The 20416-nt window shown below is 71.1% G+C and carries 21 protein-coding genes; 9 read left to right on the forward strand and 12 right to left on the reverse strand.

The features are described from left to right. Positions 1–98 precede the first annotated feature (98 nt). Entirely contained in the window at positions 99–311 is a 213-nt protein-coding gene (locus ACZ68L_RS06320) for a hypothetical protein (RefSeq protein WP_469574598.1), read from the reverse strand. Positions 312–392: 81 nt separating this feature from the next. Here ACZ68L_RS06320 and ACZ68L_RS06325 point away from each other — a divergent pair, with 81 nt between their 5' ends. Together ACZ68L_RS06325 and ACZ68L_RS06330 are read left to right on the forward strand one after the other, a co-directional pair. Next, complete coding sequence (locus ACZ68L_RS06325; protein ID WP_469574599.1) at positions 393–1367, forward strand: GlxA family transcriptional regulator; 975 nt, start codon at positions 393–395, stop codon at positions 1365–1367. A 104-nt stretch (positions 1368–1471) separates the two neighbouring features. After that, positions 1472–3382, forward strand: a complete 1911-nt coding sequence (locus tag ACZ68L_RS06330; RefSeq protein ID WP_469574600.1) for a family 20 glycosylhydrolase — start codon at positions 1472–1474, stop codon at positions 3380–3382. Positions 3383–3451: 69 nt separating this feature from the next. Here the strand turns inward: ACZ68L_RS06330 and ACZ68L_RS06335 are convergent, their stop codons facing one another. The 9 genes from ACZ68L_RS06335 to ACZ68L_RS06375 form a co-directional block, all read right to left on the reverse strand. Beyond that, positions 3452–4189: a D-Ala-D-Ala carboxypeptidase family metallohydrolase gene (locus ACZ68L_RS06335; RefSeq protein WP_469574601.1), complete on the reverse strand. Its 738-nt coding sequence runs from the start codon at positions 4187–4189 to the stop codon at positions 3452–3454. Between the two features lie 170 nt (positions 4190–4359). Beyond that, positions 4360–4998, reverse strand: coding sequence for a peptide deformylase (def, locus tag ACZ68L_RS06340; RefSeq protein WP_469574603.1), 639 nt, complete (start codon positions 4996–4998; stop codon positions 4360–4362). Positions 4999–5104: 106 nt separating this feature from the next. Continuing rightward, a complete protein-coding gene (locus ACZ68L_RS06345; protein ID WP_469574605.1) occupies positions 5105–6097 on the reverse strand; it encodes a tetratricopeptide repeat protein in 993 nt (330 codons plus the stop codon). Between the two features lie 91 nt (positions 6098–6188). Next, complete coding sequence (locus ACZ68L_RS06350; protein WP_469574606.1) at positions 6189–7457, reverse strand: HD-GYP domain-containing protein; 1269 nt, start codon at positions 7455–7457, stop codon at positions 6189–6191. Then, positions 7454–8914 (reverse strand): HD-GYP domain-containing protein, encoded by a 1461-nt coding sequence (locus ACZ68L_RS06355; RefSeq protein WP_469574607.1) that lies wholly within the window; start codon positions 8912–8914, stop codon positions 7454–7456. Before ACZ68L_RS06355 ends, ACZ68L_RS06350 begins: the two co-directional genes overlap by 4 nt. A 170-nt stretch (positions 8915–9084) precedes the next feature. Further along, positions 9085–9405, reverse strand: a complete 321-nt coding sequence (gene rsrA / locus ACZ68L_RS06360) for a mycothiol system anti-sigma-R factor (protein WP_351075405.1) — start codon at positions 9403–9405, stop codon at positions 9085–9087. After that, positions 9402–10058 carry a sigma-70 family RNA polymerase sigma factor gene (locus ACZ68L_RS06365; RefSeq protein ID WP_189273941.1) on the reverse strand — a complete coding sequence of 219 codons (657 nt, stop codon included), beginning with the start codon at positions 10056–10058 and terminating at the stop codon, positions 9402–9404. The genes rsrA and ACZ68L_RS06365 overlap by 4 nt, the downstream gene beginning before the upstream one ends. A 322-nt stretch (positions 10059–10380) precedes the next feature. Further along, on the reverse strand, positions 10381–11133 hold the full coding sequence (locus ACZ68L_RS06370; protein WP_469574609.1) for an alpha/beta hydrolase family protein: 753 nt from the start codon (positions 11131–11133) through the stop codon (positions 10381–10383). A gap of 29 nt (positions 11134–11162) precedes the next feature. Then, on the reverse strand, positions 11163–11978 hold the full coding sequence (locus tag ACZ68L_RS06375) for an SOS response-associated peptidase (protein ID WP_469574610.1): 816 nt from the start codon (positions 11976–11978) through the stop codon (positions 11163–11165). Between the two features lie 65 nt (positions 11979–12043). On the opposite strand from ACZ68L_RS06375, the gene ACZ68L_RS06380 reads away from it, so the two are divergent. From ACZ68L_RS06380 to ACZ68L_RS06395, 4 genes are all read left to right on the forward strand, one after another. Further along, entirely contained in the window at positions 12044–12757 is a 714-nt protein-coding gene (locus tag ACZ68L_RS06380) for a M50 family metallopeptidase (protein WP_469574611.1), read from the forward strand. A 117-nt stretch (positions 12758–12874) separates the two neighbouring features. Further along, positions 12875–14215 carry a 3-phosphoshikimate 1-carboxyvinyltransferase gene (gene aroA / locus ACZ68L_RS06385; RefSeq protein ID WP_469574612.1) on the forward strand — a complete coding sequence of 447 codons (1341 nt, stop codon included), beginning with the start codon at positions 12875–12877 and terminating at the stop codon, positions 14213–14215. 3 nt (positions 14216–14218) lie between these two features. Then, positions 14219–15235, forward strand: a complete 1017-nt coding sequence (gene rsgA / locus ACZ68L_RS06390; RefSeq protein WP_376220542.1) for a ribosome small subunit-dependent GTPase A — start codon at positions 14219–14221, stop codon at positions 15233–15235. A gap of 90 nt (positions 15236–15325) precedes the next feature. Beyond that, positions 15326–15649, forward strand: a complete 324-nt coding sequence (locus ACZ68L_RS06395; RefSeq protein ID WP_469574614.1) for a DMT family transporter — start codon at positions 15326–15328, stop codon at positions 15647–15649. Between the two features lie 328 nt (positions 15650–15977). On the opposite strand, the gene ACZ68L_RS06400 is transcribed toward ACZ68L_RS06395, so the two are convergent. Next, positions 15978–16583 (reverse strand): TetR/AcrR family transcriptional regulator, encoded by a 606-nt coding sequence (locus tag ACZ68L_RS06400; protein WP_469574616.1) that lies wholly within the window; start codon positions 16581–16583, stop codon positions 15978–15980. Between the two features lie 121 nt (positions 16584–16704). Here ACZ68L_RS06400 and hisN point away from each other — a divergent pair, with 121 nt between their 5' ends. Further along, positions 16705–17505 (forward strand): histidinol-phosphatase, encoded by an 801-nt coding sequence (hisN, locus tag ACZ68L_RS06405; protein WP_469574617.1) that lies wholly within the window; start codon positions 16705–16707, stop codon positions 17503–17505. Positions 17506–17668: 163 nt separating this feature from the next. Then, positions 17669–18073, forward strand: coding sequence for a CBS domain-containing protein (locus ACZ68L_RS06410; RefSeq protein WP_469574618.1), 405 nt, complete (start codon positions 17669–17671; stop codon positions 18071–18073). A 72-nt stretch (positions 18074–18145) separates the two neighbouring features. Here the strand turns inward: ACZ68L_RS06410 and ACZ68L_RS06415 are convergent, their stop codons facing one another. Further along, entirely contained in the window at positions 18146–19597 is a 1452-nt protein-coding gene (locus ACZ68L_RS06415; RefSeq protein ID WP_469574619.1) for a catalase, read from the reverse strand. A 161-nt stretch (positions 19598–19758) separates the two neighbouring features. Between ACZ68L_RS06415 and ACZ68L_RS06420 the strand changes: the two genes are divergently transcribed. Further along, positions 19759–20178 (forward strand): Fur family transcriptional regulator, encoded by a 420-nt coding sequence (locus tag ACZ68L_RS06420; protein WP_469574620.1) that lies wholly within the window; start codon positions 19759–19761, stop codon positions 20176–20178. Positions 20179–20416: the final 238 nt, after the last annotated feature.

The following is a 20416-nucleotide window of genomic DNA, read 5'->3' on the forward strand; positions in this document are numbered from 1 at the left end:
CCATCGACCGCACCACCTACAAAGCCACCATCAGCATCAACATGCTCACGAGCAGCCCTTGACACCCCAGACCCCGCCCTAACTGAACGGCGTTGCTTCTAGATCCTGGCCCAGCTTCTGAGGTGGGGGCGCCGCGCGGCCGTGACCGGTTGCGCGGCGTCCGCCGTCTGCGGGGGCGTGTCCCCCCGTGCCCGTTCCGCCTCCCGCAGTGCGCGGTCGATGCGGCTCTCCCTGGCGAGTCCGGCCAGGGTGGGCAGCAGGACGAGGGCGAAAAGTGCGGCTGTGCCCAGGACGTTCAGGATTGCGTTCATGGCTCTACTCTCGTCCGCGCGACCGGATTCCGGCAGTGGCAGGACTGTCATGCACCATCGAATTACTGCCACACTGGCGTCATGCTGAAGAATGTCGCCGCCCTGCTGCTCGACGAGGTCCATCCCTTCGAGCTGGGTGTGCTGTGCGAGGTCTTCGGGCTCGACCGCAGTGACGAGGGCCTGCCGGTCCACGATTTCGCCGTGGTCTCCGCCGAGGGCCCGGTGCTGCGGACCCATGCCGGATTCACCATCAGTACGCCGCACGGCCTCGACCGTCTGGAGGAGGCCGACCTCATCGCCGTACCGGCCGGCAGCCACTTCATCGCACGGGACTACCCCGAGGAGGTCCTCGACGCCCTGCGCCGGGCCGTGGACCGGGGCGCCCGGGTGATGAGCGTCTGCTCCGGGGCCTACGTGCTCGGAGCGGCCGGGCTGCTGGACGGCCGCCGCTGCACCACCCACTGGCGTCATGCCGACGAACTGGCCCGTCGCTTCCCGCGGGCGGTCGTCGAACCCGATGTGCTGTACGTGGACGAGGGCCCGGTCATCACCTCGGCGGGCACGGCGGCCGGGATCGACGCCTGTCTGCATCTGGTCCGGCAGGCGTACGGCCCCGATGCCGCCAACGCCATCGCCCGCCGCATGGTGGTGCCGCCGCACCGCGACGGCGGGCAGGCGCAGTACATCAAGCGGCCGCTGCCCCGCACCCGGTGCGACACGGTCGGCGGGACCCTGGCCTGGATGGAGCGCCACCTCGACCAGGAGATGACCGTCGAACAGCTCGCCGCCCAGGCACACATGTCCCCGCGCACCTTCGCCCGCCGCTTCCAGCAGGAGACGGGCACCACCCCGTACCGCTGGCTGCTCCGTCAGCGGGTGCTGCTGGCACAGCACCTCCTGGAGACATCCGATGAAACGGTGGACACGATCGCCGGGCGCACCGGCTTCGGAACGGCCGCCGCGCTGCGCCATCAGTTCGTACGATCGTTGGGCACCACGCCGAACGCGTACCGCCGCACCTTCCGCGGGCCGGGCGCCATGACCGAAGTCGCGTGATCCCGGACAGATCTGACGTCGGATCATTCGTCCAATCGTTGGTCACACCCGTCCATGGACCACGGCCCGGGTGACCCAAGAGGGTCGGCCCCATGGACATGTGGATGGCACGACGAAGGACCATCGGGGCCGTGGTGGCCGCGCTCGCCGCCGCGCTGCTGCCCTGGCAGAGCGCGGCGGCGGAGGTACCGCCCTCCGCCGCTCCCCCGCCCGAGGTACTGCCCTCGTTGCGGCAATGGCAGCCCGGTGAGGGCGAGTTCACGCTGGCCGACCGGGCACGGATCGTGCTGGACGGGGTGCGGGACAGCCGCACGGCCGACGACGCGCGCCGCTTCGCCGGTGAACTGGCCCGGAAGGCCTCGGTGTCGCGGGGCCCGGCGGCGGCCCGTACCGGTGACATCGTGCTGCGCCAGGACCCGTCCCTGAGGGGTTCGCTGGGCGCAGAGGGCTATCGGCTCGACGTCGGCGACCGGGTCACGGTCACGGCCGCGACCTCCACCGGCGTCTTCTACGGTTCGCGGACCGTCCTCCAGCTGCTGAACGACGACGGCCACGCCGCGCGCGGTTCGGCGACCGACGTGCCCGCGTACCGTGAGCGCGGGGTCGGGGTGTGCGCCTGCTACATCAACGTCTCGATCCCGTGGTTCGAGCGGCTGATGAAGGACATGGCGTCCCAGAAGCTCAACCAGCTGTGGATCGAGGCCAAGGTCAGGAGCGACACCGACCCGGCGTCGGCGTTCTGGGGCTACTACACGAAGCCGCAGGTCCGGACCCTGGTCGCGCTGGCGAAGAAGTACCACATCGAGCTGGTGCCGGAGATCAACTCCCCCGGCCACATGGACACCTATCTGGAGAACCACCCGGAGCTCCAGCTCAAGGACAGGAACGGCGTCGCCTCCCCGCCCCGGCTCGACATCTCCCGGCCTGAGGCGCTGACCTACTACACCTCGATGGTCGACGAGGCCCTGAAGGTGTGGGACACCCGCACCTGGCACATGGGCGCCGACGAGTACATGATCGGCTCGTCCTACCCGAACTACCCGCAGCTGCAGACCGCGGCGACCGCGAAGTTCGGCGCGGGCGCGACCCCCGACGACCTCTTCGTCGACTTCATCAACCAGGTAGACGAGCATGTGAAGGCCAGGGGCCGTTCGCTGCGGATCTGGAACGACGGCCTGGCGGGCCGCAACGGCGTCGTCCCGCTGAACCGTGACATCACCGTCGAGCACTGGCTGGGCGGCGGCGCCATCCAGAAGCCGTCCGCGCTGCTCGCCGAGGGCCGACAGGTCATGAACTCGGCGTACGCGCTCTACCTGGTGCGCGGCGGCTACACGACGCAGACGCGGCAGCTCTACGAGAGCGACTGGACACCACTGCGCTTCGAGGGCGAGACGCTGCCCGCCACGGCCGCGAACCTCACCGGCGCCAAGATCAGTCTGTGGCCGGACAGCGCGGCGGCCGAGACCGAGAACGAGGTGGAGGCGAAGACCTTCATGCCGCTGCGCTTCCTCGCACAGACCACCTGGGGCGGCCCGAAGCCCAGTGAGACGTACGCCGGTTTCGAGGCACTGGCCCGGCGGATCGGCCACGCGCCGGGCTGGTCGAACACCGAGCGCACCCCGCTCGCCGACGGTACGTACCGGCTGACCGCGGGCGACCGGGCGCTCTCCCCCGCCGCGGACGCGGGCGTCTCCCTGGTCCGCGCCGGCGCCGCCTCCTGGATGCTGACGGCCACCGCCGACGGGTACTACACGGTGCGGTCGTCCGCGACCGGTCAGTGCCTGGACGCGGTGCGCGGAAAGAAGTATCTGGGCGCCCCGCTGGAGGTGGGGGCGGAGCTCTCGCTCGGGACGTGCTCGGCGACGGCGCGCACCCAGCGCTGGCAGCTGGACACCGGGGCCGGAAAGCTGACCCTGCGCAACGCCATCTCCCAGCTCCATCTGACGGAGCGGCCTTCGGACGGCGCCGCGGTCCAGACGACGGGCGCGACGCGACTGACGGCAAGGACCGCCTGACACGGGCGGCACACGGAGAAGGGCCCCGTACGCCGGTTCGGACGGACCGGTGTGCGGGGCCCTCGTGCGTCAGATGCCGCAGTTCGGCGCCGACCAGAAGTGGCTGGGCCCCTGGTTGACGTGGACGTGGTCGCCGTGGTCCGGGTAGCCGGGGCCGAGGATCCCGTTGAAGCCGTGGTTGCGGGCCTCCTTGGCGAGGGTGCACAGGGCGTGCGGTCCGGCGCCGAGGTCGGCCGCGTCCCCGTACAGATGACGGCTGTTGGACGCGCCGCCGACCGCGCTGTTGCAGGAGGTGGAGCGGAAGCCGCTGGTGATCCGGATCGACTGGTCGCCGAGTGCGTGCCGCAGCGCCTCCAGTTTCCACATGGTGCTCAGGGCGTTGGCCTTCGCCGTGCCGGCCGCGACGGCACCACCCGCCCAGGTCGTGTTGCACTGGTTGTGCTCGGCGTACGTGAAATGGACCGGGGTGCAGTCGTTGTCCTGGAGCTCATAGATCTTCGCCTGGGTGGCCGGGCCCGCGATGCCGTCGGCGGCGAGACCGTAGGCGGTCTGGAAGCGCTTGACGGCGGCGGTGGTGGCCGGTCCGTAGGAACCGTCGACCGCGAGCACGGAGTTGTAGCCGGGGTAGCCGGCCACCCGTATCTGGAGCTGGACGACGTCATTGCCGGTGGCGCCGGCGGAGAGCGTGCGGGTCCAGGTGTAGCAGCCGTCGGCCTGTGCGGTGCCGGCGGTGACCACGGCCCCACCCCAGGCGAAAGCCATGGTCATGACAAGACCGAGCAACAGTCGTGCGGTGCGTCTGAGCATGAGGGGATTCCCTACCACGACGGAGATGTGGTGAGAGAGCTTGTCGGACGAGTCGACGCGCGTCAACTGCCCATGGGTAAACGGCGATTGCCGGCCGATCGAGGGGCGAGGACCGACGGGCCCGGCCTCCCGCGCAGGGGATGCCGGGCCCGCTCGGCGACAGCCGGACGTCAGTCGTTCGGCACGATCTCGTAGCGCGGCGTGTTCTCCGCCATCTGCCGCAGGGCGTCCTTGCGGTCCCGCTTCGAGAGCCGGTCGATGTACAGGTATCCGTACAGGTGGTCCGTCTCGTGCTGGAGGCAGCGGGCGAAGTAGCCGTTGCCACGGATCTTGACCGGGTTGCCCTTGGCGTCCTGTCCCCGGACCACCGCGTAGTCCGGGCGGGCCAGCGAGGCGTACGCCGTCGGGACGGAGAGGCAGCCCTCGTTGGAGTCGTCCAGGACCCGGTCCTCGGGCGCCAGCTCTTCGAGCACCGGGTTGCAGACGGCTCCCACGTGCCGCACGCCGTCGTCGTCCGGGCAGTCGTAGACGAAGACCTTCAGATCGACGCCGATCTGGTTGGCGGCCAGGCCCACGCCCTCCGCCGTCCGCTGGCTGGCGAACATGTCGTCGATCAGCCGGGCCAGTTCGTCGTCGAACTCGGTGACGTCCCGGCACTCCTTGTGCAGCACCGGGTTGCCCACGACCGTGATCGGACGGGAGGCGCCGCGCTCGCGATGTGCCGCCTCGCGCGCCTCACAGTCCTCCGTGTCCACGACGAAACCTTCGTCGTCGAGGCTGATCTGCTCGTCCGTCTCCTGCTGCGCCATGTCCGCCGTACGCCTTCCTCAAAACCTGAAACCGGGGCATCCGACAGATCCGGGGCCCGGACACCCGAGCACCACCATCGGTGCCCGTACAGCCTACGGGCACCGGTCAGCAGACTTCTTCGAGATCCCGCCACTCGCGGCTGTCCGGGCTGTCCGCCACCCAGCCGTCCAGCAGTCCGCGCACCAGCCCGGCCGGTGCCGCTATCCCGCACTCGCGCTCGGGCACCCACAGCTCACCGGCGGTGCGGTGCCGCAGCGGGCCCGGATGCCCCGGCTCGCTGTGGTCGTGGGGGTCCAGGTGCTCGCCGTCGCCCTCGTCGCTCTCCATCCGGCTCTCCGAACAGGCCCGGCAGAGCAGCCGCACGGAGGACGACCAGTCCTCGGCGGCGAAGCCGGCGTCGGACGCCAGCTGTTCCAGCGCGTCCCGGTCCGCCTCGGTGGCCGCTTCCAGCAGCACCACCCAGGTGGGTACGGGGGACGGCGCCCACAGCTCGATCTCGTCGAAGACGGGGTACGCGGGGCCGGCCGCGGTGACCCGCTCGCCGTGCGGCACCCCGTCGTGCAGGACGACCTCTCCCCAGCGCCGGCCGGACGACGGCAACGGGATGGAGAGCACCTCCATCCGGGCCGGATCGAGCCTGCGGCCCCAGACGACCTCGGCCTCGCCCTCCGGCGACAGCCGTACCGCGGCACTGCCGAGCTCCATGCCGACGGGCTCGCTGTTGGCCGCCGAGGTGTGCTGGCCGGCGCCCGGCACCTTCAGGCCGTACGCCTGCCAGGCGCGGCGCGCCAGCGGCCAGTCCTGCAACGCGGTGGCGGCGATCCCGACGTTCCACCAGTCGGGAGCGCCGGACTCCTTGTCGAGCAGCGCGACGGCCCTGAGACCGGCCGCTCTCGCCTGTTCCCAGTCATGCCGGAATTTGTGCAGCAGCGCCAGGTTGAACCACGACTCCGAGAGCCAGGGTTCCAGGTCCGCCGCACGGGTCAGCAGTGCGCCCGCGTCCTCGTACCGGCCGTCGCCGATCAGCGTGAACGCGCGGTCCGTGGCCTGCCGCCAAGAGGCGGAGGGCCGATGCCGTACCTTCCCGAAGATCCTCACGATTCCCGCCCGTCCCGACTGGACACCCTCGTTTTCCGCTCCTCTTCGCATCCAACCATGCCCGGCCGGACGCCCGCTCATTACCCATGGGTTACCCGGGCGGGACGGGGGTCGGACCGCCCCGTGCCAGGACCCGGGCCAGTGATTCCACGACCTCGGGCTGATAGTCGTGACCGGTCCCGAGCCTGAGTTGCTCCATCGCGCCCAGCGGCCCGATGAGACCTTCCCCGGAGAGGTCGTCGTATGCGTTGACGGCCCTGACGATCCTGGCGGACAGCGGCTGCTCGCGGAAGGGGTCGGCCTGCCGTTCCACCACGACCGCGACCCCGGTGTCCACCCCGGTCTGCCGGACCACGGCCCCGCCCAGCAGCGCGATGCGGCGCTGCTCGGCGGGGGGCAGGGTGGCCGTCGCGCCGTCCGGGACCGGATCGACCAGGGAGAGCTGGCCGATGTCGTGCATCAGGGCCGCGTACTCCAGCACGGTCAGCTCGCGTCCGGAGAGCCCCAGCTCACGGCCGACGGCGGTGCAGAGCGTCGCGACCCTGCGGGCATGGCCGTGCGGGGTGTACCCGGCGATCTCGGTGGACCGGGCGAGCGAGGTGATCGTCTGCCGGTAGGTGGTGCGCACGGCGACGAAACGGCGGAACGAGACCTGGGTCAGCAGCAGCGGTACGCACAGGACGGGCAGCGCCCACAGCCCGGCGACGGCGACCCCGAGCGCCATCACGACCCCGGTCGCGCAGACCGCCGACCCGATGCCGATGAGGGCGCGCAGCTCGTCGTGGAGCAGCGGCCCGTACGGGTGGCGGGTGCGCGAGCGCAGCAGCAGCGCGGCGAGCACAGCGTCGCACAGCGCGGTCAGGACGAGGAGCAGCAGCGGGAAGAGCACGTAGTACGGGCCTTCGCCGAACCGGCTCGCGACGCGGCCGGAGTTGTACAGCGGCTGGAAGCACACGGCGGCGAAGGCGACGGTCAGGATACGGCGGGCCACCCGGTCGAGCGAGGGTCCGCTGCCCCGGGCCACGTGCGGCACACAGGCGACGAGCTGTGCCGCGACGAGTACGGCGACCACCTGGAGCACGCCGTGACCGGTGGGCGCGCCTCCGCTGCGGCCGAGCAGGGCGTACGCGAGCGCCCCCGCGGCCCCGAGCGGCGCGGGCTCGCGCTCGCCGGGCAGCGCGCCCCAGCGGGCCAGTTCACCGACGGTGATGAGGACCCCGAAGGCGAGGGCGTGGCCGGGCTCGTGGACACCGTCCCAGAGGGTGTGGCCGAGCCCGACGACGGCGAGCGCGGCTGCGGCACCGCGCACGGCGAGGACGGCGGGGGGCAGCGCCTTTCGCCGGGTGCGGGCCGGGCTCATCCGGGCCGGTCCCCGGACGGCTGCGGACCGGGGGTCGCCCCGAGCCCGTCGGCGGGCGCCACCGGACCGGGCGCCGCGTCGGACGCGTCCGGCCACGGCGGACGGGCCGGTGCCGGGGGCACCGGAGCCTCCCCGTCCCGTGGCCGCGGAATCGCCTCGTCCGCCGTCACCGCGGTCGACGGCGACCAACCGTGCCGTTCCACCCCTCGCACCAGTGCCCGCACCATCTGCGGATCGAACTGCGTGCCCGAGCACCGCTTCAGCTCCTCCAGCGCCGCGGGCACCGGCCGTCCCCTGCGGTACGACCGGGTCGACGTCATCGCGTCGAAGGCGTCCGCCACCGCGACGACCCGGGCGAACTCGGGGATCGCCCGGCCGCTGAGCCCGTACGGGTAGCCGCTGCCGTCGAGCCGCTCGTGGTGGTGCAGGACCGCGTCCCGGGCCTCGCCGAGGAAGCCGATGCCGCGGACGATCTCGTGCCCGTACTCCGGATGCAGTTCGATCACCCGCCGTTCCTCCGGGGTGAGCGGTCCGTCTTTGCGGAGCACCCGGGTCGGGACGCCGAGCTTGCCGACGTCGTGCAGGATGCCGGCGAACCGGAGGACCTCCAGGCGGCCCTGTTCCATGCCCAGTTCGCGGGCGATGAGGACGGAGGCCTGTCCCACCCGTTCGCTGTGACCTCGGGTGTACGCGTCCTTGATGTCGACGGCCTGCACCAGTGCCCTGATGGTGGCGCGGTGGGCGGCGTGCTCGCGGTGGTACTGGGCGAAGACCCAGCAGGAGATGTAGATCGGCAGCAGGACGATGAGCGCGGACGGCGGACCGTACGGACCTCGCCACAGCACGGCCATCATCAGTCCGGCGAGTCCGTGCACCAGGTGCGGTCCCAGCGACCGGGACAGCAACCCGTCCCAGGCGCGCCGCAGGGGCAGCCGTTCGGCCGCGACCAGGATGGAGCCGTCCAGAGCGGCCAGGACGAGGCTGAAGGCCAGGGCGGCCGCGCAGGCGGGCAGCAGGGCGTACGGGAGGTCGGGGAGCCGGTCGGCGCCGGACCCGCCGAGCGTGGCGGCGCCGCCCAGCAGCCCGTGGACGGACGAGGCGGCCCCGACGGTGACGGCGAGCTGCGCGGCCCGCCAGACCCGCCGTGCGGCGACGGGCGAGTTCTCCACCCGGCCGACGAGCGATCCGGGGATCGCGACCAGGCCGGCCGCGGCGGGCGGCAGCAGAAAGGCGGTGGCGAGCAGCAGTGGAAAGAACGATCCGGCTCTGATCGGCACGGAGCCGCCGAAGAAGGGGCAGCGCCCGGGGAGTTCACAGGCCAGGTAGAGCGCGGTCAGCAGTCCGACGGTGGCCCAGGGGGTCCCTGCGCCCGTGCGCAGCGCGGGCAGCACACAGAGCAGGGCACCGGCCGCGGCCACCAGGACGTACGCCCGCGCCGCCCCGCGTGTCGCTCCCACCCGCCCGCCCCCAACATGGTCAATGGAGGCGCCACGCTAGCGAGTTGTGTGTCCCGCCGAGCCGCGATGAGCCCGATTAGCACATTCGGGTGACGCGACGCGGGCGCGGATGATGCGAGGGCGGAGCCGAGCGTCGGGGCCCCGGGCGGGACGGCCGCCGGGCTGCGGCGTCACTCCGTGGCGGCGGTCGGCTGTCCGGTCTCCGACGCCGTCACGTCCTGCTCCGGCACGGCCTGTCCCGAACGGATCAGATCGATCCGGCCCATCACCTTGGAGCGCAGATCGGTCGGCACGTCGTCCTGGCCGCAGCAGCGCTTCACCAGCTTCTTCACGGCCTGTTCCAGGCCGTACTTCTCCAGGCACGGGGAGCACTCCTCGAAGTGGACCTCGAACTTGGTGCAGTCGCTGTCGGGCATCTCGTGGTCGAGGAACTCATAGAGATGATCGAGGACCTCTGAGCAGTCCGTCTCGTGCGGCTCTCCGCAGCTCATGAGCCCGAGCCTTTCCGATCGTCCGACTCTCCGGCACCGGCCGGGACGAGCCCGCGCTCACGGGCGTAGTCCTCCAGCATGCCGCGCAGCTGGCGGCGGCCCCGGTGCAGTCGGGACATCACCGTACCGATGGGAGTCCCCATGATGTCCGCGATCTCCTTGTAGGCAAAGCCCTCTACATCGGCGAGATACACGGCGATGCGGAACTCTTCGGGGATCGCCTGCAGGGCGGACTTCACGTCCGAGTCGGGCAGGTGGTCGAGCGCCTGCGACTCTGCGGAACGCAGACCCGTCGACATGTGCGACTCGGCGCGCGCCAGCTGCCAGTCCTCGATCTCCTCGGCGGCGCTGCGCTGGGGTTCGCGCTGCTTCTTGCGGTACGAGTTGATGAAGGTGTTGGTGAGGATGCGGTACATCCACGCCTTGAGGTTGGTGCCCTCGCGGAACTGGTGGAAAGAGCCGTAGGCCTTGGCGTACGTCTCCTGGACCAGGTCCTCGGCGTCGGCGGGGTTGCGCGTCATGCGCAGCGCGGCCGAGTACATCTGGTCGAGGAAACCGAGCGCGTCCCGCTCGAAGCGCGCGTTGCGCTCGGCGGTCGTCTCCTGCGCGCGGCCGTCGTCGGTCCCTGTGTCGGTCCCAGTGACCGGACCCACCTCCTCCAACGCTGTGGCGGAGCCGAAGCCGGACCCGCTCGAATCGGAGAATAGTCGACCTTGCTTCGAGACGGGCTGTCGATCCGATCCGCTCAGTGCCCGCTCGGGAGTGGTCCTGGCCGTGTGCAGGACCGTCCACTCCAGGTCGGCGGCGTTCGAGCGGCGCGGGCAGATGGTCGAACCCATGCGACGGACTCCCTCTCCACGTACGACGTTGATATACCGATGACACCGACAACAGTGGCCCCTGGCTCAACATTCCCGGGGGTGCGCCCCGGCCGTCCGAGGGGTTCGGCCGGCCCCCTCCCCAGGGCGACGTACCTCACACGAGGGCCGACAGCCATGCGGTCACGGCGGTGGTCAGGATCGCCATCGCCTGATCCTCGGTCAGGCCGGATTTCTTCGGTACGGCGAACCCGTGGTCCCCGTACGGCACCTCGGCGAGCTCGTACTCCCCCGGCGGGAATTCGGCGGGCCGCCCGAACGGGTCGTTCCCGCCCTGCACGACGAGTGTGGGCACGCCGGCCCCGAGGAGCTCGTCCGCGCGGGACTTCTCCGGCCTTCCGATGGGGTCTCCCCTGCTCGAACGGAGCTGAGAGCTTGGGGAAGGGTGCAGCGGGAAGCTCAGCGCGAGGACGCCGTGGGCGCCGAGCTCCGTCGCCGTCCGGCACGCCACCCGGGCCCCGGCGCTGCGCCCGCCGGCGACGACGGGCAGCCCGGGGGCGGTGAGCGCGGGCCACAGGCCCCGCCATCCGGCGTCCAGGGTCTTCGGGGCGGGCGCGATCTTCTTCCCGGCGACCCGCCACGGCTGCTCCACCAGGGCGACGGCGACCCCGTGGGCGGGCAGCGCGGCGGCCAGGGCCCGCAGGTCACGGGTCTCGATGCCGCCGCCCGCGCCATGGCTGACGGCGAGCACCAGGCGGGCGTTCCCCGGGCCCGCGGGATCCTTCAGGCCTTGCGGGGCCTTCGGGTCCCTCGGCTCCTGAGGGTTCCCCGCGGGCAGCCAGGTGATCCTGGCCGGCCCGGCGTCCGTGTCGACCGTCTCGGTCCTGCGGCCTGTCTCTGCGGTACTCACACGCCCCATCCTGCCCGCTCGGAACGGGGTCAGAACAGCGTGCTCACCTCCGGCGCGGCCAGCTCCTCCAGCAGCTCGGGACCGTTGTTGCGGACATTGCTGACGGCCGTGGCCACCGGGTAGGCCCGCATCAGCCCGCCCGGCGGCGGCGCGAGCAGCGCCCGCAGTTCCTCGGTGTCGGTGCGTGACGGATCGAGCCAGGCGTCCCACCGGTCCGGGGTCAGCATGAGCGGCATCCTGGGGTGGATGTCGGCGAGCGTGGCCGGGCCCTCGGCCGGGGCGACGGCGAGCGGGGTGGTCTCCGCCTCGGTCGTGATCACCGAGCACGTCACCCACCAGGCCATGGGGTGGTCGTCCGGCAGGGTCCGGTCGCGCCAGAACTCGTACAGTCCGGCCATCGCGAAGACGGATCCGTCGGCGGGCGTCACGAAGTAGGGCTGCTTGCGCGGCCGCTTCTTCTTCCCCTTCTCCTCCAGCTGCCGCTCATCGGCGCCGGTGACCCACTCGTAGTAGCCGTCGGCGGGCAGGATGCAGCGCCGGGAAACGAAGGGGCGGCGGAAGGACGGCTTCTCGTGGACGGTCTCCGCGCGGGCGTTGATCATGCGTGCCGCTCCCTCGGGGGACTTCGCCCAGGACGGCACGAGTCCCCATTTCAGAGCACGCAGCTGGCGAACCGGACGCTGATCGTCTGCGTCTTTCAATGGACGTTCCAGTACGGCGTAGACCTCCTTGGTCGGCGCCACGTTCCAATCGGGCGCCAGAGTCTCTGCCGGTTCCCACTTCTCGACCCGGAAGAGTCCGGTCAGGTCCTCGGGCCGCCGACTCGCTGCATACCGTCCGCACATAAGTGCCAGACTGCCACGACCGACGCGCCGACAGGACGCCGATACCGCAAGGAGCCGCCCGCACCATGGACAGCACCGATCTGGGCAATCTGTGGGACCGCGTCTTCGGCACCCAGCCCGCGCCCGAGCAGTGGCTGGTGGTGGTGACCGGCGCGCTCGCGCTGATCGCCGTCGTGCCGAACCTGATATGGCGGCTGACCCGCAACGCGATCACCATCGCGCACGAGGGCGGGCACGGGCTGATCGCGCTGTGCACCGGGCGGCAGCTGTCCGGCATACGGCTGCACTCGGACACCAGCGGGCTGACCGTCAGCCGTGGCAAGCCGACCGGCATCGGAATGATCCTGACGGCGGCGGCCGGCTACACCGCCCCGCCGCTGCTGGGCCTGGGCGGGGCATGGCTGCTGGTCAGCGGCAGGATCACGCTGCTGCTGTGGCTGGCCACCGCGCTGCTCGCGGTGATGCTGGTGATGATCCGCAATGTGTACGGGGCACTGACGGTGATCTTCACGGGGTCGGCCTTCCTGCTGGTGTCCTGGCTGGCCTCGCCCGCCGTGCAGTCGCTGTTCGCTTACACCGTGGTCTGGTTCCTGCTGCTCGGCGGCGTACGCCCGGCCTTCGAGCTCCAGTCGAAGCGGCGGCACGGCGGGGCGCCGGACTCGGACGCGGACCAGTTGTCGCGGCTGACCGATGTGCCGGCCGCGCTGTGGCTGTTCCTCTTCCACGCGGTGTCGCTCTGCTCGCTGATCGGCGGCGGGCGCTGGCTGCTCGGCATCTGAGGGCAGGCAGACGCGGGGCGGTCCCGCGCGGCGCCATGTACCACACATGCGCTACGCCACCGTTTCGACCTATTTGATAGAGATTCCGGTTTGCGGTGAGCCACTAAAGTGAGGTCCATGACCGAACGTTCCGTGCACCCCGCCCTCTGGCCCGCCCCGCATGCGACCGGAGCCGTCGATGCGACCGTCACCGTGCCCGGATCGAAATCGGTCACCAATCGCGCGCTCGTCCTCTCCTCTCTCGCCGCCGAGCCCGGCTGGCTGCGTCGCCCGCTGCGCTCCCGCGACACCCTGCTGATGGCCGAGGCACTGCGCGCGATGGGCGTCGGCATCGAGGAGACGGTGTCGTCCAGCTCCTCCGTCGCGGACGGCCCGGACGGCGCCGGTGAGGCCTGGCGGGTCATCCCGGCCGGGCTGCACGGCCCCACCACGATCGACGTCGGCAACGCCGGTACGGTCATGCGCTTCCTGCCGCCGGTCGCGGCGCTGGCCGACGGCCCGATCCACTTCGACGGAGACACCCGTTCGTACGAACGCCCGCTGAACGGCGTGATCGACGCGCTGCGGGTGCTGGGCGCACGGATCGACGACGACGGGCGCGGCTCGCTGCCCATGACGGTGCACGGCAGCGGCGCCCTGGACGGCGGCGCGGTGGAGATCGACGCCTCCTCGTCCTCTCAGTTCGTCTCGGCGCTGCTGTTGTCGGCGCCGCGTTACAACCAGGGGGTGGAGGTGCGCCACACCGGCGCCCGGCTCCCCTCCATGCCGCACATCCGGATGACCGTCGACATGCTCCGGGCCGTCGGCGCCCAGGTCGACGAGCCGGAGACGGGCGGTGAGCCGAACGTCTGGCGGGTCTCGCCCTCCGCCCTGCTCGGCCGTGATCTCACCATCGAGCCCGACCTCTCGAACGCCCAGCCGTTCCTCGCCGCAGCGCTGGTCACCGGCGGCCGGGTCACCATCCCCGACTGGCCCGAGCACACCACCCAGCCGGGCGACGCGCTGCGGGAGATCTTCACCGCGATGGGCGGTAGTTGCGAGCTGACCGAGCACGGGCTCACCTTCACCGGTTCGGGCCGTATCCACGGCATCGACGTCGACCTCGGCGAGGTCGGCGAGCTCACCCCGGGCATCGCGGCCGTCGCGGCCCTCGCGGACGGCCCGTCCACCCTGAGCGGCGTCGCCCATCTGCGGCTGCACGAGACGGACCGGCTCGCCGCGCTCACCAAGGAGATCAACGAGCTCGGCGGCGACGTCACCGAGACCGCCGACGGGCTGCACATCCGGCCCAGGCCGCTGCGCGGCGGTACCTTCCATACATATGACGACCACCGGATGGCCACCGCGGGGGCGGTCATCGGCCTCGCCGTCCCCGGAGTGGAGATCGAGAACGTGGCGACCACAGCCAAGACCCTGCCGGACTTCCCGCAGATGTGGACCGGAATGCTCGGGGCCTGAGACATGCGCCGCTACGGCAAGAACCCCGACGAGGACGACATCCGGTTCCGCCCCAACCCGAAGGGCAACCGGCCCCGCACCCATACCCGCCCGAAGCACGAGGACGCCGAGGACGGCATGGTCCTCACCGTCGACCGGGGCCGCCTCACCTGTCTCGTCGACGGCCGTACGGTCATGGCGATGAAGGCCCGTGAGCTGGGTCGGAAGGCCGCCGTGGTGGGTGACACGGTCTCCATCGTCGGCGATCTGTCCGGCGACAAGGACACCCTCGCCCGCATCGTCCGCATCGGTGAGCGCCGCTCGGTGCTCCGCCGCACCGCGGACGACGACGATCCGTACGAGCGGGTCGTCGTCGCCAACGCCGACCAGCTGGCGATCGTCACCGCGCTGGCCGATCCGGAACCCCGGCCGCGGATGATCGACCGCTGTCTGGTCGCCGCGTACGACGGCGGGCTCTCCCCGCTCCTCGTGCTCACCAAGTCGGACCTCGCCTCCCCGGACAAACTGCTGGAGGCGTACACCCCGCTGGGCGTCCCCTTCATCGTCACCAGCCGCGAGGAGCTGGAGAACGGCGACGCGGCCGAGCGGGTCCGCGAGCAGTTGAACGACCGGGTCACCGCCTTCGTCGGCCACTCCGGGGTGGGGAAGACGACGCTGGTCAACGCGCTCGTGCCGAAGGACCGGCGGCGGACCACCGGGGTCGTCAACGCGGTCACCGGCCGGGGCAGGCACACCACCACATCGGCGCTGGCGCTCCCGCTGCCCGACTATCGCGGCTGGGTGATCGACACCCCCGGCGTGCGCTCCTTCGGGCTCAACCACATCGATCCGTCCCGGGTGATCCACGCGTTCCCGGACCTGGAGCCCGGCACCGAGGACTGCCCGCGCGGCTGCACCCACGACGGCAATCAGCCGGAGTGCGCCCTGGACGCCTGGGTGGCGGACGGTCACGCCGATCCGGCGCGGCTGGACTCGCTGCGGCGACTGCTGTCCACCCGGGAGCGGCGCGAAGGCGACTGACCCGGGCACGTTTGCGATCCGCCGTCGCCGGTAAGTGCATAATCACACCCAGCGAAGCAAGGCGGTCACCGAAGTGGGAGGGCAGTGACGATGGCGTGGCTGCTGGTCGTGGTCGCGGGAGTTCTGGAGACCGGCTTCGCCGTCTGTCTGAAGCTCTCGCACGGATTCACCCGGCTCTGGCCGACCGTCGCGTTCTGCATCTTCGCGCTCGGCAGCTTCGGTCTGCTGACGCTGTCGCTGAAGAAGCTCGACGTCGGGCCCGCCTACGCCGTGTGGACCGGCATCGGCGCGGCGGGCACCGCGATCTACGGCATGGTCTTCCTCGACGACGTGGTCTCCACCCTCAAGCTGATCTCGATCTCCCTGGTGATCATCGGCGTGATCGGCCTGCAGCTCTCGGGCTCGTCCCACTGACCGCCCGGCACGCCCACGCCGTGACGGGCGTCCGCGGGAAGTGACACGCGACGCGGTGCCCGGCGCCCGCACCGACCTGCATCGCCTGCCGCGGCGCCTCCGGCCCGGCCGGCTCCGACTGTGACGGGCTCGGCCGGCTAGGCCCTGTCCTGCCGATCTTCGCGGGCCCGGAACGCCTGGCACGGCACCTCGCCGCGTTGTCGGTATCGCCCGAGTACGTCCGGTACGAGGACGATCCTCCGCCTTGCGATGCACCGCACCAGACGCCCCGGGCTGATCCACGAAGGTCGACAGGACAGGACCTAGAAGCAGCGACGGGCCCCGGTCTTCATCCGGCCGGCCGCCCCTCCACCACCGTGCGCACCAGCGGTGCCGTCTCGCCCGGCGCAGCCGGTACCAGCGCGTAGCTCAGCGCGAGCCGCAGCACGATCTCGCAGGTCGCGGCCAGCGACTCCGGGTCGCGCGATGACCGGCCCCCGTCGAGGGCGGCCACCATGCGTTCCCTGACCTGGCCGAGCAGTTCGGCGGGCGTCGGCGTTCCGGCATCGGCCCACCGCTGGGCGGGAACCGGCGACGAGGTCGGCGCCGCCGGGCCTACGGGACGGGGTAATCGCTCACCCCAGCAGCCCGTGAGCAACCCTCGGACCAGGGCGTTCGTGCGTACGGCACGGACGGTCCAGGCGGCCGTGGCGGCCAGTTGGTCCCCCGGGTCGCCGGCCGACCGCAGCGCCCGGTCGACGCCTGCCAGGTAGCCGTCCGCGGCACCCCGGACCAGGGCACGGGCCAGGCCGTCCTTGCCGCCGAACTCGTTGTAGAGGGTCTGCCGGGAGACCCCGGCGGCGGACGCGACATCGACCATGCGCACCGCCGACCAGGGCAGCGTGGCCAGCGCCGAGAGTGCGGCGTTCAGCAATGCGTCTCGCGCCGTGGGCATCGTCGCCTCCCGCGCCATGGGGCCTGCGTTCCAGAGTTGACGTGCCGCCGGGAGCTGTCAATGGTCCGGGCCGCCGCGAACCCCTGTGGCTCCGTTCACCTGCGGTCGATACTGTGACGGCATGCCCGACTACCACGATGATCTGCGCCTTGCCCATGTGCTGGCGGATGCCGCCGACGCGGCGACGATGGACCGGTTCAAGGCTCTGGACCTCAAGGTCGAGACCAAGCCGGACATGACGCCGGTGAGTGAGGCCGACAAGGCCGCCGAGGAGCTGATCCGCGGCCACCTCCATCGGGCCCGCCCGCGCGACGCGATTCTGGGCGAGGAGTTCGGGATCGAGGGCACCGGCCCGCGGCGCTGGGTCGTCGACCCGATCGACGGCACCAAGAACTACGTCCGGGGCGTGCCGGTCTGGGCGACGCTGATCTCCCTGATGGAAGCGGGGGAGGACGGCTTCCAGCCGGTGGTCGGCGTGGTGTCCGCCCCCGCCCTGAACCGGCGCTGGTGGGCGGCGAAGGGCGCGGGCGCGTTCTCCGGCCGCAGTCTGACGTCGGCGACCCGGCTGCAGGTGTCGAAGGTGGAGCGGATCGCGGACGCCTCGTTCGCGTACGCGTCGCTGAGCGGCTGGGAGGAGCAGGGCCGGCTCGACGGGTTCCTGGATCTGACCAGGGCCTGCTGGCGCACGCGTGGGTACGGGGACTTCTGGCCGTACATGATGGTCGCCGAGGGATCGGTCGACATCTGCGCGGAGCCCGAGCTCTCGCTCTGGGACATGGCCGCGAACGCGATCATCGTCCAGGAGGCCGGCGGGAAGTTCACCAGCCTGGACGGGGTCTCCGGCCCCGGCGGCGGCAACGCGGCGGCCTCGAACGGGGTGCTCCACCACGAACTGCTGGGCTATCTGAACCAGCGCTACTGATCGGGATCGCGCCCCCGAGGGGCGTCGCGCACCACCGCACGCCCCTCGCGCACTCCCACCCCCCTTGTTCCGGTTCCGCATCGGTGCAACTCTGAGAGTCCCCCCGCTTGTGAACTTGTGAATCGACTCACACGGTCGCTTCACGAAGGAGGTGGCTCCCTTCATGCTCGTCCGTGACGCCATGAGCACGCTGGTCCTCACCATCGGACCGGCCCACACGCTCCGCGAGGCCGCCCGGCTGATGTCGGTCCGCCGCGTCGGAGCCGCGGTCGTCCTCGACCGGGACACCAGCGGGCTCGGCATTCTCACCGAGCGCGACATCCTCGACGCGGTCGGCTCCGGCAAGAACCCCGATGTCGAGACCGCCTCCACCCACACCACCACCGATGTGGTCTACGCCGCCCCCACCTGGACCCTGGAAGAGGCCGCGGAGGCCATGACACACGGCGGATTCCGTCATCTGATCGTGCTGGACGACCACGGGCCCGTCGGCGTCGTCTCGGTCCGCGACATCCTGCGCTGCTGGGCGCCCATCAGGCGCCGCCACCACGCGGAACTCGTCGGCTGAGCCCCGGGAACGACCGGTGGGCCGGCCCCCTCCGAAGAGGGAACCGGCCCACCGTCGACGACAGGCGTCGGTTCAGCCGCGCAGGGCCTGGACCGCGGCCTCCAGACGCTTGCCGAAGTCGCCGTCCGCCTGGCGGAAGTTGTTGATCGCGCGCTCGGCGATGTCATCGCGCGACACCTTGGCGATGAATCCGGCGAGGTTGTCGATCAGCCGGACCTTCTCGTCCTCGGAGTAGAGCCGGTAGAGGTTTCCGGCCTGCACGAAGTCGTTGTCCTCGGCGTGGCTCGGGGCCTCGTGCGTACCGATCCCGCCCGCGACCGGGGTGGCCTCCCACAGCGGCCGGTCCGTCTGGGCCGGGCCGCCGAAGCTGTTCGGCTCGTAGTTCTTCGCACCCTTGTGACGGCCGTCGTACAGGTAGCCGTCACGGCTGTTGGTGCGCGCCTCGGTGGCGTGCGGGCGGTTGACCGGCAGGTGGTCGGCGTTGATGCCGACGCGGTAGCGGTGGGCGTCGCCGTATGCGAAGAGACGGCCCTGGAGCATCTTGTCGGGGGACGGGCCGATGCCCGGCACGAAGTGCGCGGGGCTGAAGATCGACTGCTCGACCTCGGCGAAGATGTTCTCCGGGTTGCGGTTGAGCTCCAGCTTCCCGATCTCGATCGGCGGGTAGTCCTCGTGCGGCCACACCTTGGTGAGGTCGAACGGGTTGAAGCGGTACGTGGCCGCCTCGGCCGCCGGCATGATCTGGACCTGCACCGTCCAGGACGGGAAGTCACCGCGCTCGATCGCCTCGCGCAGATCACGCTGGTGGCTGTCCGGGTCCTCACCGGCGAGCTTGTTGGCCTCGTCCTGGGTGAGGTTCTTGATGCCCTGGTCGGTCTTGAAGTGGTACTTGACCCAGAAGACCTCGCCGGCCTCGTTGCTCCACTGGTACGTGTGCGAGCCGTACCCGTTCATGTGACGCAGCGTGGCCGGGATGCCGCGGTCACCGAAGAGCCAGGTCACCTGGTGGGTGGACTCGGGCGACAGACCCCAGAAGTCCCAGACGTTGTCCGCCTCCTGCGAGCCGGTGTACGGGTCACGCTTCTGGGTGTGGATGAAGTCCGGGAACTTGATGGCGTCCTTGATGAAGAACACCGGGGTGTTGTTGCCGACGAGGTCGTAGTTGCCCTCTTCGGTGTAGAACTTCAGCGCGAAGCCGCGGGGGTCGCGCACCGCGTCGGCCGAACCGAGGTTGCCCGCGACGGTCGAGAAGCGGAGGAACGTCTCGGTCTGCTTGCCGACCTCGGAGAGGAACTTCGCCCGCGTCCACTGGGAGACGTCACGAGTGAGCGTGAACGTGCCGTACGCGCCGGCGCCGCGGGCGTGCACGATGCGCTCCGGGATGCGCTCACGGTTGAAGTGCGCGAGCTTCTCCAGCAGCGACTGGTCCTGCACCAGCACCGGCCCGCCGACGCCCGCCGTCTGGCTGTTCTGGTTGTCGGCGACCGGCGCGCCGGCCTCCGTGGTGAGCGGTCCCTGCGTCACGTGCGCCTCCTGCGTCGTTCCTGCACATTCGTCATGTCCTGCACAGCCTGTCCCTTGGCTTATGCCGGTTCCGATCCTACAATGGACATTGTCCAAGTCAAGTGAACATCCAAAGTCACACCTGTTCGGGACCTGGTCCCCTCACTGTTAGGCTTGTTCTTATGAGTGACCTGTTGGAACGACTTCGCGGACGCGGCTGGCGCATGACTGCGCAGCGGCGCGTCGTGGCCGAGGTCCTCGACGGGGACCATGTGCACCTGACGGCCGACGAGGTCCACGCCCGGGCCGTCGCCAAGCTGCCCGAGATCTCCCGCGCCACCGTCTACAACACCTTGGGTGAGATGGTGACGCTCGGCGAGGTCATCGAGGTCTCCACGGACCGCCGGGCCAAGCGCTACGACCCGAACGCGCACCGCCCCCATCACCACCTCGTCTGCGCGAACTGCGGCACCATCCGCGACGTGCACCCGGCGGGCGACCCGCTGGCGGACCTGCCGAGCGACGAGCGGTTCGGATTCACGGTCTCCGGCGTCGAGGTGACCTACCGCGGCATCTGCCCGAACTGCGCCGCGACGAGCTGAGTCCCACCACGGAGGGCCCCGGTGCGAGCATCCTGCTCACCGGGGCCTTCCGCATGCCCGCCGGACGCACGCACCACACGCCCGCGAGCCGGCCGGCACAAGGCACGGACCGGCCGCCGCGGGTGCACCGAGCGCTTCGGACCGCCCCGCCCCCGGCCGCCCCGCCCGCGGAACGAGGACGGAACGGACACCGGGCGGCCCCGGCACACCCCCGCACCCTCGACCTCACCACGCGCGC

This window comes from Streptomyces sp. NPDC104309, assembly GCF_055584025.1.

Excerpts from the sequence above, each read along its gene's own strand:
- ACZ68L_RS06320 (WP_469574598.1), bottom strand. The coding sequence starts at position 311 with ATGAACGCAATCCTGAACGTCCTGGGCACAGCCGCACTTTTCGCCCTC.
- ACZ68L_RS06325 (WP_469574599.1), top strand. The coding sequence starts at position 393 with ATGCTGAAGAATGTCGCCGCCCTGCTGCTCGACGAGGTCCATCCCTTC.
- ACZ68L_RS06330 (WP_469574600.1), top strand. The coding sequence starts at position 1,472 with ATGGCACGACGAAGGACCATCGGGGCCGTGGTGGCCGCGCTCGCCGCC.
- ACZ68L_RS06335 (WP_469574601.1), bottom strand. The coding sequence starts at position 4,189 with ATGCTCAGACGCACCGCACGACTGTTGCTCGGTCTTGTCATGACCATG.
- def (WP_469574603.1), bottom strand. The coding sequence starts at position 4,998 with ATGGCGCAGCAGGAGACGGACGAGCAGATCAGCCTCGACGACGAAGGT.
- ACZ68L_RS06350 (WP_469574606.1), bottom strand. The coding sequence starts at position 7,457 with ATGAGCCCGGCCCGCACCCGGCGAAAGGCGCTGCCCCCCGCCGTCCTC.
- rsrA (WP_351075405.1), bottom strand. The coding sequence starts at position 9,405 with ATGAGCTGCGGAGAGCCGCACGAGACGGACTGCTCAGAGGTCCTCGAT.
- ACZ68L_RS06375 (WP_469574610.1), bottom strand. The coding sequence starts at position 11,978 with ATGTGCGGACGGTATGCAGCGAGTCGGCGGCCCGAGGACCTGACCGGA.
- ACZ68L_RS06380 (WP_469574611.1), top strand. The coding sequence starts at position 12,044 with ATGGACAGCACCGATCTGGGCAATCTGTGGGACCGCGTCTTCGGCACC.
- aroA (WP_469574612.1), top strand. The coding sequence starts at position 12,875 with ATGACCGAACGTTCCGTGCACCCCGCCCTCTGGCCCGCCCCGCATGCG.
- rsgA (WP_376220542.1), top strand. The coding sequence starts at position 14,219 with ATGCGCCGCTACGGCAAGAACCCCGACGAGGACGACATCCGGTTCCGC.
- ACZ68L_RS06395 (WP_469574614.1), top strand. The coding sequence starts at position 15,326 with ATGGCGTGGCTGCTGGTCGTGGTCGCGGGAGTTCTGGAGACCGGCTTC.
- ACZ68L_RS06400 (WP_469574616.1), bottom strand. The coding sequence starts at position 16,583 with ATGCCCACGGCGCGAGACGCATTGCTGAACGCCGCACTCTCGGCGCTG.
- hisN (WP_469574617.1), top strand. The coding sequence starts at position 16,705 with ATGCCCGACTACCACGATGATCTGCGCCTTGCCCATGTGCTGGCGGAT.
- ACZ68L_RS06410 (WP_469574618.1), top strand. The coding sequence starts at position 17,669 with ATGCTCGTCCGTGACGCCATGAGCACGCTGGTCCTCACCATCGGACCG.
- ACZ68L_RS06420 (WP_469574620.1), top strand. The coding sequence starts at position 19,759 with ATGAGTGACCTGTTGGAACGACTTCGCGGACGCGGCTGGCGCATGACT.